The sequence below is a fragment of the Klebsiella sp. LY genome (genome assembly GCF_004010915.1).
In the GTDB taxonomy this organism is placed as follows: Bacteria; Pseudomonadota; Gammaproteobacteria; order Enterobacterales; family Enterobacteriaceae; genus Klebsiella; species Klebsiella quasipneumoniae.
The window spans coordinates 2,102,927-2,119,868 of the sequence record NZ_CP022444.1 but is presented as its reverse complement, the minus strand read 5'-3'; the positions used below and the strand labels follow the sequence as shown (position 1 = coordinate 2,119,868).

Below are 16,942 nucleotides of genomic sequence, written 5' to 3'. Positions count from 1 at the left end.
GCGGCGGGATGAGCAGGAAAGCGGGGGTGTAAAAAGGAGTTAATCATGGTTAGGCTTGAAAAAAACGATCCGCTGATGCTGGCGCGTCAATTACCCATCAAATCCGTGGCGTTGATCCTCGCGGGCGGCCGTGGCACCCGGCTTAAGGATCTCACCATTAAGCGTGCGAAACCTGCCGTTCACTTCGGCGGCAAGTTCCGTATTATCGATTTCGCATTATCTAACTGCATTAACTCAGGGATCCGCCGCATCGGCGTTATTACCCAGTATCAGTCGCATACGCTGGTGCAGCACATCCAGCGCGGCTGGTCTTTCTTCAGCGAAGAGATGAACGAGTTTGTCGATCTGCTGCCGGCTCAACAGCGCGTACACGGCGAAAACTGGTATCGCGGCACGGCGGATGCGGTGACGCAGAACCTGGATATCATCAGCCGCTACAAGGCCGAGTACGTGGTGATCCTCGCGGGCGACCATATTTATAAGCAGGACTACTCGCGCATGCTGATCGACCATGTCGAAAAAGGGGCGCGTTGCACCGTGGCCTGCATGCCGGTGCCCATTGAAGAGGCATCCGCCTTCGGCGTCATGGCGGTCGACGAAAACGAAAAGATCATTGAGTTTGTCGAGAAACCCGCCAACCCGCCGGCGATGCCGACCGACCCGACCAAATCGCTGGCCAGCATGGGCATTTATGTCTTTGACGCCGCCTATCTTTATGAGCTGCTGGAAGAAGACGATCGCAACGAGAACTCCAGCCATGATTTCGGCAAAGACATCATTCCGAAGATCACTGAAGCTGGCATGGCTTATGCACATCCTTTCCCGCTCTCCTGCGTGCAGTCCGACCCGAACGCCGAGCCGTACTGGCGCGACGTGGGGACGCTGGAAGCCTACTGGAAGGCCAACCTCGATCTGGCGTCAGTCACGCCGGAGCTGGATATGTACGACCAGAACTGGCCGATCCGTACCCATATGGAATCGCTGCCGCCGGCGAAGTTCGTGCAGGACCGCTCCGGTAGCCACGGCATGACCCTGAACTCGCTGGTTTCCGGGGGGTGCATTATCTCCGGGTCGGTGGTGGTGCAGTCGGTGCTGTTCCCGCGCGTGCGGGTGAACTCATTCTGTAACATTGATTCGGCAGTCTTGTTGCCAGATGTCTGGGTGGGGCGCTCATGCCGCCTGCGTCGCTGCGTGATTGACCGCGCCTGCGTCATCCCGGAAGGTATGGTGATTGGTGAGAACGCGGAAGAGGATGCACGCCGCTTCTATCGCTCAGAGGAAGGTATCGTGCTGGTGACCCGCGACATGCTGCGGAAATTGGGGCACAAACAGGAGCGCTAATGCAGGTCTTACATGTATGTTCTGAGATGTTCCCGCTGTTAAAGACGGGCGGTCTGGCGGACGTCATCGGCGCGCTGCCGGCGGCGCAAATCGCGGAGGGTATCGATACGCGCGTGCTGTTGCCGGCGTTTCCTGATATCCGCCGCGGCGTGGTGGATGCCCAGGTGGTGACCCGCCGGGATACGTTCGCCGGGCGGATCACGCTGCTGTACGGCCACTTTAACGGCGTGGGGATCTATCTGATAGACGCCCCGCATCTCTATGACCGGCCGGGGAGCCCTTACCACGATACCAACCAGCACGCTTATACCGACAACGTTCTGCGCTTTGCGCTGCTGGGCTGGGTGGGAAGCGAAATGGCCAGCGGACTGGATCCATTCTGGCGACCGGATGTGGTCCATGCCCACGACTGGCACGCCGGCCTGACGCCGGCCTACCTGGCGGCGCGCGGCCGCCCGGCTAAATCGGTCTTTACCGTGCATAACCTGGCGTACCAGGGGATGTTTTACTCCTGGCATATGAATGATATCGAACTGCCGTGGTCGTTTTACAACATGCATGGCCTCGAGTTTAACGGCCAGATCTCGTTTCTGAAGGCCGGTCTTTACTACGCCGATCATATTACGGCGGTGAGCCCGACCTACGCGCGCGAGATCACCGAGCCGCAGTACGCCTACGGCATGGAGGGGCTGCTGCGTCAGCGCCATCATGAAGGACGGCTGTCGGGAATTCTCAACGGCGTTGACGACGGTATCTGGAGCCCGCAAAACGACCTCCTGCTGCCGATGCGCTACGATCGCGACACGCTGGAGGAGAAGGCGGAGAACAAGCGTCAGCTGCAGATCGCCATGGGCCTGAAGGTCGATGATAAAGCGCCGCTGTTTGCTGTCGTCAGCCGTCTCACCAGCCAGAAAGGGCTGGATCTGGTGCTCGAAGCGCTGCCGGGCCTGCTTGAGCAGGGCGGCCAGCTGGCGCTGCTGGGCGCCGGCGATCCGGTGCTGCAGGAAGGGTTCCTCGCCGCCGCCGCCGAACATCCAGGCAAAGTGGGCGTGCAGATTGGCTACCATGAGGCCTTCTCCCACCGCATTATGGGGGGCGCCGACGTCATTCTGGTCCCGAGCCGCTTTGAACCCTGCGGCCTGACCCAGCTGTACGGTCTGAAGTACGGTACGCTGCCGCTGGTGCGCCGCACCGGCGGTCTGGCGGACACGGTCTCAGACAGTTCGCTGGAGAACCTTGCCGATGGTCTGGCGACAGGTTTTGTCTTTGAGGACAGCAATGCGCTGTCATTGCTGCGCGCTATTCGTCGCGCCTTTGTCCTCTGGTCGCGCCCATCGCTCTGGCGCTATGTGCAGCGTCAGGCGATGAATATGGATTTTAGCTGGCAGGTTGCCGCGAACTCCTATCGCGAACTTTATCAACGCTTGATGTAACCACTGGAGTCATTGTTATGAATGTACCCTTTAGCTATGCATCACCGACGCTGAGCGTTGAGGCGTTAAAGCATTCTATTGCCTATAAGCTGATGTTTATCATCGGCAAAGATCCGGCCATCGCCAACAAGCATGAATGGCTTAACGCCACGCTGTTTGCCGTTCGCGATCGCATGGTGGAGCGCTGGTTGCGCTCCAACCGCGCGCAGCTCTCGCAGGAAGTGCGCCAGGTATACTATCTGTCGATGGAGTTCCTGATCGGCCGTACCCTCTCGAATGCCCTGCTGTCGCTCGGCATCTATGACGATGTGAGCAGCGCGCTGGCGGAGATGGGGCTCGATCTCGAAGAGCTGATCGATGAAGAGAACGACCCCGGGCTTGGCAACGGCGGTCTGGGCCGCCTGGCGGCCTGCTTCCTTGACTCCCTGGCGGCGCTAGGCCTGCCGGGACGCGGCTATGGGATCCGCTACGACTACGGGATGTTTAAACAGAATATCGTCGATGGCCGGCAAAAAGAGTCCCCTGACTATTGGCTGGAGTACGGTAACCCGTGGGAGTTTGAGCGCCACAATACCCGCTATAAAGTGCGCTTCGGCGGCCGCATTCAGCAGGAGGGGAAGAAAACCCGTTGGATTGAGACGGAAGAGATCATCGCTGAAGCCTACGACCAGATTATCCCCGGCTTTGACACTGACGCCACCAACACGCTGCGTCTATGGAGCGCACAGGCCAGTAGCGAAATAAACCTCGGTAAGTTCAATCAGGGTGACTATTTCGCCGCGGTAGAGGATAAGAACCACTCCGAAAACGTCTCCCGCGTGCTCTATCCGGACGACTCAACCTACTCCGGCCGCGAGCTGCGCCTACGCCAGGAGTATTTCCTCGTCTCGGCCACGGTGCAGGATATCCTGAGCCGCCATTACATGTTGCATAAGACCTATGACAACCTGGCGGACAAGATTGCCATTCACCTGAATGATACCCACCCGGTGCTATCGATACCGGAGCTGATGCGCCTGCTTATCGATGAGCATAAATTCAGCTGGGACGAGGCGTTCGAGGTGACCTGCCAGGTCTTCTCCTATACTAACCATACCCTGATGAGCGAAGCGCTCGAGACCTGGCCGGTGGATATGCTGGGTAAAATTCTCCCGCGCCATCTGCAGATTATCTTTGAGATTAACGACTACTTTCTCAAGACTCTGCAGGAGCAGTATCCCAACGATACCGCGCTGCTCAGCCGTACCTCGATCATTGACGAGTCCAACGGCCGTCGCGTGCGGATGGCCTGGCTGGCGGTGGTGGTCAGCCACAAAGTCAACGGGGTGTCGGAGCTCCATTCCCGGTTGATGGTGGAGTCGCTGTTTGCCGAATTCGCTAAAATTTTCCCGATGCGCTTTACCAACGTGACCAACGGCGTCACGCCGCGCCGCTGGCTGGCGCTGGCCAACCCGCCGCTGTCGAAAGTGCTGGATGAGCATATCGGCCGCACCTGGCGGACCGATCTGAGCCAGCTTGACGAGCTGAAGCAGCATATCGACTATCCGACGGTCAACCAGGCGGTGCGTCAGGCTAAACTGGAAAACAAACAGCGGCTGGCCAGCTATATTGCGCAGCAGCTCAATGTGGTGGTGAATCCGAAGGCGCTGTTTGATGTGCAGATCAAACGCATTCACGAGTACAAACGCCAGCTGATGAATGTGCTGCACGTTATTACCCGCTATAACCGGATCAAAGCCGATCCGCAGGCCGAGTGGGTGCCGCGGGTGAATATTTTCGCCGGTAAGGCGGCTTCAGCCTACTACATGGCCAAGCATATTATTCACCTGATCAACGATGTGGCAGCGGTAATCAATAACGATCCGCAGATTGGCGACAAGCTGAAGGTGGTCTTTATCCCCAACTACAGCGTCAGCCTGGCGCAGCTGATCATTCCGGCAGCAGACCTGTCGGAACAGATCTCCCTCGCAGGCACGGAAGCTTCTGGTACCAGTAATATGAAGTTTGCCCTTAACGGCGCGCTGACTATCGGCACCCTCGACGGGGCGAACGTGGAGATGCAGGAGCACGTGGGCGAAGAGAATATCTTTATCTTCGGTAACACCGCGGAAGAGGTGGAGGAGCTGCGTCGCAGTGGCTATAAACCGCGCGAATACTACGAGCAGGATGAAGAGCTTCACCAGGCGCTGACGCAGATCGGTACCGGCGTTTTCAGCCCGTCGGAACCGGGGCGCTACCGCGACCTGCTGGATTCGCTGATTAACTTTGGCGACCACTACCAGGTGCTGGCGGACTATCGCAGCTATGTGGACTGCCAGGATCGCGTCGACGAGCTGTATCAACATCCGGAAGAGTGGGCCTATAAGGCGATGCTGAATATTGCCAACATGGGCTACTTCTCTTCCGACCGGACGATCCAGGAGTACGCGAAATATATCTGGCATATCGACCCGGTAAGGCTGTAAGCCAGTCAACGCAACACAACGGGGCCATTTGGCCCCGTTGTTTCATTATTGCGGTTGAACCTGGCCTCAGGCGTTTCCGCCGGGCAGCGTTACGACGCTAACGACAGCTCAGACTTTCCCGCATGCTGCGCCAGCCATTCGCTGATGCGCGCCTGCTGCTCGCCATTCAGCCACATGCCCTGTTTGGTACGGCGCCAGATGGCGTCATCCAGGCTGCGCACCCATTCATGCTCAACCAGATACTTCAGCTCGGCTTCATAAAACTCATGGCCAAAATCTTCTCCCAGATCGCTCAGGGCGCTGGCTTCTTTCAGGATCCACTCGCTGTTGCTCCCGTAGGTGCGGGCATAATGGCGGGCCAGTGATTCGCTGATGAACGGGAAGCGACGGCGCAGTTTTGCCGCGTAGTCGTCGCGGTCGCCGCCAATATCGCCGCCGGGGAGCACCGCGGTTTTGGTCCATGCCGGGCCGATCCCTTTGTAATAGGGGGTCAGTTTTTCCAGCGCGTGCTCGGCCAGTTTGCGATAGGTGGTCAGCTTCCCGCCGAAGACGGAGAGCAGCGGCGCCTGGCCGTTCTCATCGTGAATATCCAGCGTGTAGTCGCGGGTGATCGCCTGCGGCGAATCCGACTCGTCGTCGCACAGCGGACGGACGCCGGAGTAGGTCCAGACGATATCGTCCCGGCTGAGGGTCTTTTTAAAGTGCGCGTTATAGACGTTCAGCAGGTAATTAATCTCTTTATCATCAATGGCCACCGCTTTCGGATCGCCCTTATACTCGACGTCCGTCGTGCCGATGATCGAGAACTCATCCATCCACGGGATAACAAACACAATACGTTTATCTTCGTTTTGCAGAATGTAGGCCTGCTTCTGGGTATGTACCCGCGGCACCACGATGTGGCTGCCCTTAATCAGGCGGATACCGTAAGGCGAGCGCAGATGCATCCCTTCGTCGAAGAACTGTTTGACCCATGGACCGGTGGCATTAACCAGACCGCGCGCCTTCCAGGTAAACTTCTCGCCGCTATCAATATCTTCCGCTTCCACCACCCACAGGCCATTCTCTCGTTTTGCCGAGATGGCGCGAGTGCGGGTGCGTACTTCGCCGCCTTTGCGGACGACCATCTGCGCGTTGGCCAGCACCAGGCGGGCATCGTCGACCCAGCAGTCGGAATATTCGAAACCGCGCACAATTTCCGGCTTAAGTACCGATTCTGCGCCAAAACGCAAACCGGTGGATCCCGGCAGGCTGGTGCGTTTGCCCAGATGATCGTACATAAACAAGCCGATACGGATCATCCATGCCGGACGCAGATGCGGGCGATGCGGGAGACGAAAGCGCATCGGGAAGGCGATATGCGGGGCCATTTTTAACAGCACTTCGCGTTCGGCCAGCGCTTCGCTGACCAGGCGGAACTCATAGTGTTCGAGGTAGCGTAGCCCGCCGTGGATCAGTTTGGAACTGGCGCTGGAGGTGGCGCAGGCGAGATCGCGCGCTTCCAGCATCAGTACGGATAAACCACGCCCGGCGGCATCTGCCGCGATACCGGCACCGTTGATGCCTCCGCCTATCACAATCAGATCTTTGGTTTCCACGTTCTTACCCTCTCACACTTTCGTTTAAGCTCACAAATGCTCGATATCGCTCACTATAGCAAACAAACGCGCTTTTGGTAACATCAAAAAAACATTTTGGAGTGATGGGTGTAACATATTGGCGTTTCTTTACCGCCTGACGGTACACTACAGGGTAAAATTGGGCCGGCCATCGCCCGTCATGACGAGTAAGAGAAGAGAACCATGGAACAGTTTGAATGTATCAACGTTGAAGAAGCGCACCAGAAACTGCATCAGCAGACGGCGGTTTTGGTCGATATCCGCGATCCGCAAAGCTATGCGATGGGCCATACGCCGGGCGCGTTTCATCTGACCAACGATACGCTGGGCGCGTTTATGCGTGACCACGACTTTGACACGGCGGTGATGGTGATGTGCTATCACGGCAACAGCAGCAAGGGCGCCGCGCAATATCTGCTGCAGCAGGGGTTTGATAAGGTCTACAGCGTTGACGGCGGGTTCGACGCCTGGCATCGCCATTTCCCGGCGGAAGTGGCGCACGGGACGTTTTAACGACTGGCAGGTATACTATCTCCCTTTGTGTGGAATAAGCGATTCGCTGCATGTTAATGATTACCTCTTTTGCCAACCCGCGCGTGGCCCAGGCGTTTGTCGATTATATGGCGACGCAGGGGATTATCCTGACTATCCAGCAGCACACCCAGAGCGACGTCTGGTTGGCTGATGAGAGCCAGGCCGGGCGCGTCAGGGCTGAGCTGGCGCGTTTTCTCGAAAACCCGGCGGACCCGCGCTATCTGGCGGCGAGCTGGCAGTCCGGACAGACCAATAGCGGGTTGCGCTATCAGCGCTTTCCTTTCTTTGCCACGCTGCGGCATAACGCCGGCCCGTTCACCTGGGCGATTCTGCTAATCTGCATCGCGGTGTTCATCCTGCAAAATCTGGTGGGCGATCAGCCGGTGATGATTTGGCTGGCCTGGCCCTACGATCCTTCGCTGCAGTTCGAAGCCTGGCGCTATTTCAGCCATGCTTTCATGCATTTCTCGCTGATGCATATTCTCTTCAACCTGCTATGGTGGTGGTATCTCGGCGGCGCGGTGGAAAAGCGCATCGGCAGCGGCAAGCTGGTGGTGATCACCGTCATCAGCGCCCTGCTGAGCGGCTTTGTGCAGCACCAGTTTAGCGGCCCGTGGTTTGGCGGCCTGTCGGGCGTGGTCTACGCGCTGATGGGATATGTCTGGCTGCGGGGCGAGCGCGATCCGCAGAGCGGTATTTATCTGCAGCGCGGGTTAATACTCTTCTCTTTAGTGTGGTTAATTGCTGGCTGGTTTGATGTTTTCGGCATGGCGATCGCCAACGGCGCGCACGTGGCTGGTCTGGCGACCGGTCTGGCGATGGCGTTTGTCGATACCTTGCATGGGCGAAAACGCGCATAAAGACTTACCGACAGGGGTCGGGTAGGCGACATTTTTCCAGGGATATTTCATGAAACAAACACAACGTCATGACGCCATTATCGAGCTGGTAAAAAAACAGGGTTACGTCAGCACGGAAGAGCTGGTTGAGCAGTTTGCGGTCAGCCCGCAGACCATCCGCCGCGACCTGAACGATTTAGCCGAACAGAAAATGATCCTCCGCCACCACGGCGGCGCGGCGCTGCCCTCCAGCTCGGTGAACACCTCCTGGCACGATCGCAAAGCGACCCAGACGGCGGAGAAAGAGCGTATCGCCCGGCGGGTGGCCAGCGAGATCCCGGACGGGGCGACGCTGTTTATCGATATCGGCACCACGCCGGAAGCGGTGGCGCACGCCCTGCTCGATCACAACGATCTGCGGATTGTGACCAATAACCTTAACGTCGCCAACACGCTGATGGTGAAAGAGGACTTCCGCATTATTCTTGCCGGCGGCGAACTGCGCAGCCGCGACGGCGGGATCATCGGGGAAGCCACCCTCGACTTTATCTCGCAGTTCCGTCTCGACTTCGGCATTCTCGGCATCAGCGGTGTCGACAGCGATGGCTCGCTGCTGGAGTTTGATTATCATGAAGTGCGCACCAAGCGCGCGATCATTGAGAATTCACGCCACGTGATGCTGGTGGTGGACCATACTAAGTTTGGCCGTAACGCGATGGTCAACATGGGCAGCATCAGCATGGTCGATGCGGTCTATACCGACGTGCTGCCCCCGGCGGGCGTGCTGAAGGTCATTACCGATAACAACCTCCAGCTCGAGCTGTGCTAAACGACAACGGCGTCGTCAGACGCCGTATCCCATCATCTTAAGCAGCTGCTGGGCATGCTGCACCGCGTCCTGACGGTGGGCGACGCCCAGTTTCTGATACAGATTGCGAATGTGGGTCTTGATGGTGGTGGCCGCCACGTCAAGCTCGCCGGCAATCTGCTCGTTGCTGTAGCCGGAATAGATTAAGCCAAGCACCTGCCATTCGCGCTGGGTCAGCGGGCTGGTGCGGATAAGCTCCGGCACCTCCGGGTGATTCAGCAGCCGCTCGACGAACCCTTCGTCAAAGTGGGCGAATTTGTGGCGATGATGTTGGTTAATGTCGCGCAGAATACGCTGGGCGCGGTGTTGCTCCAGCTCCGGCAGGGTGTTCAGCTGGATCAGCTGGCGCAGCTGCTGGGCCATCGTCTCGCCCTCAATCACAAAGTGGTTGATAAAGCCGGTGCGGTTGGCGAGCGTCAGGGCTTCCAGCAGGGCTTTCTGCGCTTCGCTCTTGCGTCCTGCCTGCCAGTACAGCTGGTTGAGCAGCAGCAGGTTGCGGTTGAGATCGCTCATCAAACGCAGCGAACGCGCATTTTCGTTCAGCTCTTCCAGCACCATTTCCGCGGGTTCGAAATCGCCCAGCAGGATCTGCGCGCGGGCAATATTGCGCCATTGGCTCTGCAGGAAGTGGTTATTGGCGAATTCCGGCTTCGGCGTCTGGCGCAGCCAGTTGGCCGCCGCGGTTTTATCGCCGGTCATCTGCCAGTAGATCACCCGCACCTTGTCGGCGTTGGAGACCCAGTCGCTGTGATAGTGACCATTACCGAGCAGGTTTTCCAGTCGGTTCAGGTGGCTGCGGGCATTATCCAGATCGCCGCGCGCTAGCGAGCATTGCACCATCAGCGCCAGGCACTGCAGCTGCTGCTGTGGTTGATAAGTTGAGAGGACCTCCATCCCCTGACGGGCGCAGGCTTCAGCTTCGTCGAGGCGCGCCCATGCCCACAGCAGCTGAGAGCGGATGCGCAACAGGAACTCATGCATCGGCAGCTGCTCAAGATGCTGTTCGCGTACCAGCTGGAAGGCTTTCTCCTGGCTCTCCCAGGCGGCCTGCAGGAAGCCCTGGGCGAACAGAATTTCGCTTTGCTGAATGATGCTCCACAGGGCGTAATGCCACACGTCGTGACGGCGGGCCATCTGTTCGGTCTGCTGCATCACGGCGAGAGATTTGGTCAGTTTACCCTTACAGTGGAGGACTTCGCCATGTACCGAGGTGGCGACGATGCGGCTGTAATAGTTGGCCAGCGGCAGCTCTTCCAGGGCCACCATCGACAGACGTTCCGCCTCGTCCTGGTCGCCGTCGTTAATCGCCACCTGCGCGCGCAGGGCGTTGAAATCGCCATGCATCGCGGTATCCATTTCGACGCTCATCTCCTGCTCGGCGCGCGCCAGCAGGGTGTTGACTTCGCTGTAGCGATGCTGGCTCTGCATCAGCCAGGCCTGCAGCAGGATCAGGCGCGGATTTTCCAGCAGATTTGACCAGGGCAGCGCCGACAGCGACTGCTCCAGCAGGCCCAGTTCGCTATGGTTAAACATGCCCCAGGCGTGATTGAGCAAGATATCGCGCAGCATTTTGGCATCGCCGGCCGCCAGCGCATGGTGGATAGCCTCGCTGGGGAAGCCTTGCGCCATCCAGCTTTCCGCCGCGGCGCGGTGGATCTCCGGCAGTTCAACCGCCAGCTCCCACTGACAGCGCTGGCGCAGGAAACTGCCAAACAGCGGGTGATAGCGGAACCATTCGCCGGAATCATCCATCCGCTGCAGGAACAGCCCCTGACGTTCGATCTCCTCCAGCTGCATCTGGCCATTCTCTTCGCCGGTGACGCGAACGATTAACGCGTCGTTCATTGAGCGCAGCAGCGAACTCTTCAGCAAAAAGTTGCGCGTGCGGGCGTCGACGTTATCCAGCACTTCATCCACCAGATAATCCGACAGATGGCTGGCGTTAATCCCGGCGAGTCGGCGGGCGGAGTGTTGGGCGGAGGAGTTATTCTGGCGGGCGGAGAGGGCGATGAGCTGCAGCGCGGTGGCCCACCCGGCGACGTCGTCGCACAGCCGGCTGCTGTCGTCGGCTTCGATAGGCGACGTCAGACGGCAGTCGAAAAATTGTTTCGCTTCCTGGTGGGTAAAGGCCAGCTGCTGGCTGCCAATCTCCAGCAGCTGATCGCGGACGCGCAGGTTGGCAATCCCCAGCTGCGGCAGATTCCGCGACAGGACCACGAGGGTCATATTCTCCGGCTGATGGCGGAGGAAAAAGCGCATCGCGTCATGAATCACCGGATTATTGATCAGATGGTAATCATCAATGACGAGGTACAGCGGGCGCTGCCAGTCGGCGAGTTCAATAAACAGCTGCGCAAAAAGAGAGGAGAGGCTGGCGTACTGGCGCTTTTGCACCATCGCTTCACTGGCCGCGCAGTGGTTGCCGGTGGCCTGCTGGATCGCCGCGATCAGATAACTGGCAAAACGCTCCTGCTGGTTGTCGCCTTCGTCCAGCGAAAACCACCCAAGATCGTTTTTACCTGCGGCCCACTGAGAAATGAGCGTTGTTTTACCGTACCCGGCAGGACTGGTGATCAGCACGAGACGATAATTGTTCGCGCCGGAAAGTTTCGCCAGTAAACGCTCACGAACCACGGTGTGTTCAAGGCGGACCGGACGACTTAATTTGGACGGAATCAACATAGTTCTACATTTCGCTGTGCAAGAGAGAGGTTGCGATTTTTTTTGCGCTTCGTAATTAATATCTAATAAGGTCGGTGATTATGAAATTTATTGCAAGTTATGTCCGAAGTTTATGCTCTTGAATTTGCTCTATGTCACAAATTTCGACATTGGTTGCGAATGGGGAAAAATCGCAGGCAGGACTCTTCGTCAGCGGTTTTTAGCCGGTGGTGAGCGGAGCGGGGAGAGATTAAATTTATGTCTGAAGTAGTTGTTTGTTTTTATTAAATTATTGTCAGTGATTTCTTAGAAGTAATCTTTTTTGCGGGTTAATGTGATGAAATGTGCTTATTTTCCTGGAGGTCTCTATTTATTTTTTTAATAACCCTGCGAAGGGCGGGAAAATTTTTGCCGCGTATTGGCCTGTAACAAATTTTTGGTCGGCAGAAATGGCATCTCGACTGTCATACTGCGGTGATTTTTACAGCATATTTTGGCCTTCTCACCCACACTATAGTGGTCAGGATCACACTTTTCGCTCATCCCCGGCACTCCTCCCTGTCTAATCCCCGTCGGGATGAGGACGATGAATCGGGAGGTCGGCACACTAGCGCCATCGTTTTAGTAAAGGACCCGGATCTCATTATGTCACAGACTTCATTTAACAAAGCTCAGTTTCAGGCTGCACTGACGCGTCAGTGGCAGCGTTTTGGTTTACAGTCCGCTTCCGAGATGACGCAGCGTCAATGGTGGCGCGCCGTCAGCGGAGCGCTGGCGGAACTTCTGTCGGCGCAGCCGGTGGCAAAACCAGCGCAAGGACAGCGTCACGTTAACTACATCTCGATGGAGTTTCTGATTGGCCGCCTGACCGGCAACAACCTGCTCAACCTGGGCTGGTACGAGGGCGTGAGCGACGCGCTGAAAGGCTATGACGTCAACCTCACCGATCTGCTGGAAGAAGAGACCGACCCGGCGCTGGGTAACGGCGGCCTGGGCCGTCTGGCAGCCTGCTTCCTCGACTCCATGGCGACCGTGGGGCAGTCGGCGACCGGTTACGGCCTCAATTACCAGTATGGTCTGTTCCGCCAGTCCTTTGACGACGGCCAGCAGAAGGAAGCTCCGGACGACTGGGGCCGCAGCAGCTACCCGTGGTTCCGCCATAACGACGCGCTGGATGTCCAGGTCGGTATCGGCGGCAAAGTCAGTAAAAACGGCGAGTGGCAGCCGGCGTTCGTCATTACCGGCGAAGCCTGGGACCTGCCGGTGCTAGGCTATCGCAACAACGTCGCCCAGCCGCTGCGTCTGTGGCAGGCCAAACATGCTCATCCGTTTAACCTGACCAAATTCAACGACGGCGATTTCCTGCGCGCCGAGCAGCAGGGCATCGACGCGGAAAAACTGACCAAGGTGCTGTACCCGAACGACAACCATCAGGCCGGTAAAAAACTGCGCCTGATGCAGCAGTACTTCCAGTGCGCTTGCTCAGTGGCCGATATCCTGCGTCGTCATCATCTGGCAGGCCGCAAGCTGGCCGAGCTGGCGGATTACGAAGTGATCCAGCTGAACGATACGCACCCGACCATCGCCATCCCGGAGCTGCTGCGCGTGCTGATCGACGAGCACCAGTTGAGCTGGGATGACGCCTGGGCGATCACCAGCAAAACCTTTGCTTACACCAACCATACCCTGATGCCGGAAGCGCTGGAGTGCTGGGATGAGAAGCTGGTGAAAGCGCTGCTGCCGCGCCATATGCAGATCATTAAAGAGATTAACGACCGCTTTAAACTGCTGGTGGACAAAACCTGGCCGGGCGATAAGCAGGTCTGGGCGAAACTGGCGGTGGTGCATAACAAGCAGGTGCGGATGGCCAACATGTGCGTGGTGGGCGGTTTTGCCGTCAACGGCGTAGCGGCGCTGCACTCGGACCTGGTGGTGAAAGATCTGTTCCCGGAATATAACCAGCTGTGGCCGAACAAATTCCATAACGTGACCAACGGCATCACACCGCGCCGCTGGATCAAGCAGTGCAACCCGGCGCTGGCCACGCTGCTGGATGAGACGCTGAAAAAAGAGTGGGCCAATGACCTTGACCAGCTGATCAATCTGGAAAAATACGCTGACGATGCGGCATTCCGTCAGACCTATCGCGATATTAAGCAGGCCAACAAAGTTCATCTGGCCGAGTTTGTGAAGCAGCGTACCGGGATTGAGATCAACCCGCAGGCGATTTTCGACATTCAGATCAAACGTCTGCACGAGTACAAGCGTCAGCACCTCAACCTGCTGCATATCCTTGCGCTGTACAAAGAGATCCGCGAAAACCCGCAGGCCGATCGCGTACCGCGCGTCTTCCTGTTCGGCGCGAAAGCGGCGCCGGGCTACTATCTGGCGAAGAACATTATTTTCGCCATCAACAAGGTAGCGGAAGCGATCAACAACGACCCGAAAGTCGGCGATAAGCTGAAAGTGGTCTTCCTGCCGGACTACTGTGTTTCGGCTGCGGAAAAACTGATCCCGGCGGCAGATATCTCCGAGCAGATCTCCACCGCGGGCAAAGAAGCCTCTGGCACCGGCAACATGAAACTGGCGCTGAATGGCGCGCTGACCGTCGGGACGCTGGATGGCGCCAACGTGGAAATCGCCGAGCAGGTCGGTGAAGAGAACATCTTTATCTTCGGCCACACGGTAGAAGAAGTGAAAGCCCTGAAAGCGAAAGGCTACGATCCGCTGAAATGGCGTAAAAAAGACAAACTGCTTGATGCGGTGCTTAAGGAGCTGGAGAACGGCACCTATAGCAACGGCGACAAGCATGCCTTCGACCAGATGCTGCACAGCCTGCTGCAGGGCGGCGACCCGTATCTGGTGCTGGCCGATTTCGAAGCCTACGTGGCGGCGCAAAAACGGGTAGATGAGCTGTATCGCGACCAGGAGGCCTGGACCCGCGCGACAATTCTCAACACCGCGCGCTGCGGCATGTTCAGCTCCGACCGCTCGATCCGCGATTATCAGCAACGTATCTGGCAGGCGAAACGCTAAAGGAAGGCCTATGGAGAGTAAACGCCTCGATAATGCCGCGCTGGCGGCGGGCATCAGCCCCAGCTATATCAACGCGCACGGCAAGCCGCAGTCTATTGCGGCTGTCACCAAACAGCGTCTACTGGATGCGATGCATCGCTCAACCGCCGCCACGAAAGTGGCGGTTAACCCGCTGCCGAACGTGAAGATCTTCACCCACGGCAAAAAAATGTCGCTGCCGGTGGCAGGACGCGGTGAGTATCAGTGGATCCTGACCACTGAGGACGGTAAGCAGTATCAGGGTAAAACCCGCGGCGGCGAGACGCTGCCGCTGCCGGCCAAACTGCCGGAGGGGTATCACTCCCTGACGTTCACCCAGGAGGGGGAGCGCTGGCACTGCCGGACCATCGTCGCTCCGGCCCGCTGCTATGAGCCGCAGCCGCTGAAAGAGGGGAAAAAGCTGTGGGGCACCTGCGTGCAGCTGTATACCCTGCGTTCGGAGAAAAACTGGGGGATCGGCGATTTTGGCGATCTGCGCGCCATGCTGCCGGAAATCGCCCGCCGCGGCGGGTCGTTTATTGGTCTCAACCCGATCCATGCCCTCTATCCGGCGAACCCGGAGAGCGCCAGCCCCTATAGCCCGTCTTCACGTCGCTGGCTGAACGTTATCTACATCGACGTCAATGCGGTTGACGATTTCCAGCATAGCGAAGAGGCGCAGGCGTGGTGGCAGTCCGCAGCGACGCAGCAGGCCTTGCAGGCGGCGCGGCAAACGGATGATGTGGACTATACCGCGGTCACCACGCTGAAAATGACCGCGCTGCGTATGGCGTGGAAACGATTCTCTCGTCGTGAAGATGAGCAGATGACGGCGTTCCGCGAGTTTGTTCTGCGTGAAGGGGAAAGCCTTTACTGGCAGGCCGCTTTCGATGCGCTGCACGCCTGGCAGGTTCAACAGGACCCGCTGCGTTGGGGCTGGCCGGCCTGGCCGAAGGCCTTTCAGGATATCGACAGCCCGGAGGTGAAAGCCTTCTGCGTCGAGCATGAGGACGACGTCAGTTTCTATCTCTGGCTGCAGTGGCTGGCCTGGAGCCAGTTTGCCGCCTGCTGGGAAACCAGCCAGCGCGATGGGATGCCGATCGGCCTCTACCGCGATCTGGCGGTGGGCGTCGCCGAAGGCGGGTCGGAGACCTGGTGCGACCGTGAGCTGTACTGCCTGAAAGCGTCCGTGGGCGCGCCGCCGGATATTCTGGGTCCGCTGGGCCAGAACTGGGGCCTGCCGCCGATGGATCCGCATATTATTGCCGCTCGCGCCTATGAGCCGTTTATCGACCTGCTGCGCGCCAATATGCAGAACTGCGGCGCGTTGCGCATCGATCACGTGATGTCGGTGCTGCGTCTGTGGTGGATCCCCTATGGTGAAACCGCCGACCATGGCGCTTACGTTCAGTATCCCGTCGACGATCTGCTGTCGCTTCTGGCGCTGGAAAGCCAGCGTCATCGCTGCATGGTGATCGGCGAAGATCTGGGCACGGTACCGGTGGAGATCGTCAGCAAGTTACGCAACAGCGGCGTCTATTCTTATAAGGTGCTCTATTTTGAGAGCGATGCAGAGAAAACGTTCCGCGCGCCGGCGCTGTACCCGGAGCAATCAATGGCTGTGGCGACGACGCACGACCTGCCCACCCTCCGCGGCTACTGGGAAAGCGGCGATCTGACGTTAGGTAAAGCGCTGGGTCTCTATCCTGATGAGGTGGTGCTGCGCGGGCTGTACCAGGACCGTGAGCTGGCGAAACAAGGGCTGCTGGATGCGCTGCATAAGTACGGCTGTCTGCCCAAGCGTGCCGGTCATAAGGCCTCCCTGATGAGCATGACGGGGATCCTCAACCGGGGGATGCAACGTTATATTGCCGACAGCAACAGCGCCCTGCTGGGCCTGCAGCCGGAAGACTGGCTGGAGATGGCGTCGCCGGTCAATATTCCGGGCACCAGCACCGAGTACCCGAACTGGCGCCGGAAGCTTTCCGTCACCCTTGAGCAGATGTTTGCCGATGAACAGGTCAATAAGCTGATTAAGGATCTGGATAAACGGCGCAAGGCGGCGAGCAAAAAAGCCGCCTCCTGATGACACCCCGCCGCGCGCTCCTCTGCGCGGCGAAGAGTATGT

The 16,942-nt window shown here is 58.2% G+C and carries 10 protein-coding genes; 8 read left to right on the top strand and 2 right to left on the bottom strand.

Annotated elements, in window-relative coordinates; translation table 11 throughout:
• The first annotated feature begins 45 nt into the window (after positions 1–45).
• From glgC to glgP, 3 genes are read left to right on the top strand one after another with little or no spacing between them, the layout of a single operon-like run.
• Complete coding sequence (glgC, locus tag CE636_RS13315; protein WP_002920566.1) at positions 46–1,341, top strand: glucose-1-phosphate adenylyltransferase; 1,296 nt, start codon at positions 46–48, stop codon at positions 1,339–1,341.
• Positions 1,341–2,774 carry a glycogen synthase GlgA gene (glgA, locus tag CE636_RS13310; RefSeq protein WP_004202133.1) on the top strand — a complete coding sequence of 478 codons (1,434 nt, stop codon included), beginning with the start codon at positions 1,341–1,343 and terminating at the stop codon, positions 2,772–2,774. The genes glgC and glgA overlap by 1 nt, the downstream gene beginning before the upstream one ends.
• A gap of 17 nt (positions 2,775–2,791) precedes the next feature.
• Entirely contained in the window at positions 2,792–5,239 is a 2,448-nt protein-coding gene (gene glgP, locus CE636_RS13305; protein ID WP_004202135.1) for a glycogen phosphorylase, read from the top strand.
• Positions 5,240–5,328: 89 nt separating this feature from the next.
• On the opposite strand, the gene glpD is transcribed toward glgP, so the two are convergent.
• A complete protein-coding gene (glpD, locus tag CE636_RS13300; protein WP_004202136.1) occupies positions 5,329–6,837 on the bottom strand; it encodes a glycerol-3-phosphate dehydrogenase in 1,509 nt (502 codons plus the stop codon).
• 204 nt (positions 6,838–7,041) lie between these two features.
• On the opposite strand from glpD, the gene glpE reads away from it, so the two are divergent.
• The 3 genes from glpE to CE636_RS13285 are packed head-to-tail and all read left to right on the top strand — an operon-like array spanning position 7,042 to position 9,060.
• Positions 7,042–7,371, top strand: coding sequence for a thiosulfate sulfurtransferase GlpE (glpE, locus tag CE636_RS13295; protein WP_004202138.1), 330 nt, complete (start codon positions 7,042–7,044; stop codon positions 7,369–7,371).
• 50 nt (positions 7,372–7,421) lie between these two features.
• Positions 7,422–8,252 carry a rhomboid family intramembrane serine protease GlpG gene (glpG, locus tag CE636_RS13290; protein WP_017899968.1) on the top strand — a complete coding sequence of 277 codons (831 nt, stop codon included), beginning with the start codon at positions 7,422–7,424 and terminating at the stop codon, positions 8,250–8,252.
• Between the two features lie 49 nt (positions 8,253–8,301).
• The gene (locus tag CE636_RS13285; protein ID WP_002920548.1) at positions 8,302–9,060 is read left to right on the top strand and encodes a DeoR/GlpR family transcriptional regulator; all 759 of its coding nucleotides are present in this window, start codon (positions 8,302–8,304) and stop codon (positions 9,058–9,060) included.
• A 15-nt stretch (positions 9,061–9,075) separates the two neighbouring features.
• Here the strand turns inward: CE636_RS13285 and malT are convergent, their stop codons facing one another.
• Complete coding sequence (malT, locus tag CE636_RS13280; protein ID WP_017899967.1) at positions 9,076–11,781, bottom strand: HTH-type transcriptional regulator MalT; 2,706 nt, start codon at positions 11,779–11,781, stop codon at positions 9,076–9,078.
• 624 nt (positions 11,782–12,405) lie between these two features.
• Between malT and malP the strand changes: the two genes are divergently transcribed.
• Together malP and malQ are read left to right on the top strand one after the other, a co-directional pair.
• Positions 12,406–14,796 (top strand): maltodextrin phosphorylase, encoded by a 2,391-nt coding sequence (malP, locus tag CE636_RS13275; RefSeq protein WP_004202140.1) that lies wholly within the window; start codon positions 12,406–12,408, stop codon positions 14,794–14,796.
• A 10-nt stretch (positions 14,797–14,806) separates the two neighbouring features.
• Positions 14,807–16,900 (top strand): 4-alpha-glucanotransferase, encoded by a 2,094-nt coding sequence (gene malQ / locus CE636_RS13270; RefSeq protein ID WP_017899966.1) that lies wholly within the window; start codon positions 14,807–14,809, stop codon positions 16,898–16,900.
• Positions 16,901–16,942: the final 42 nt, after the last annotated feature.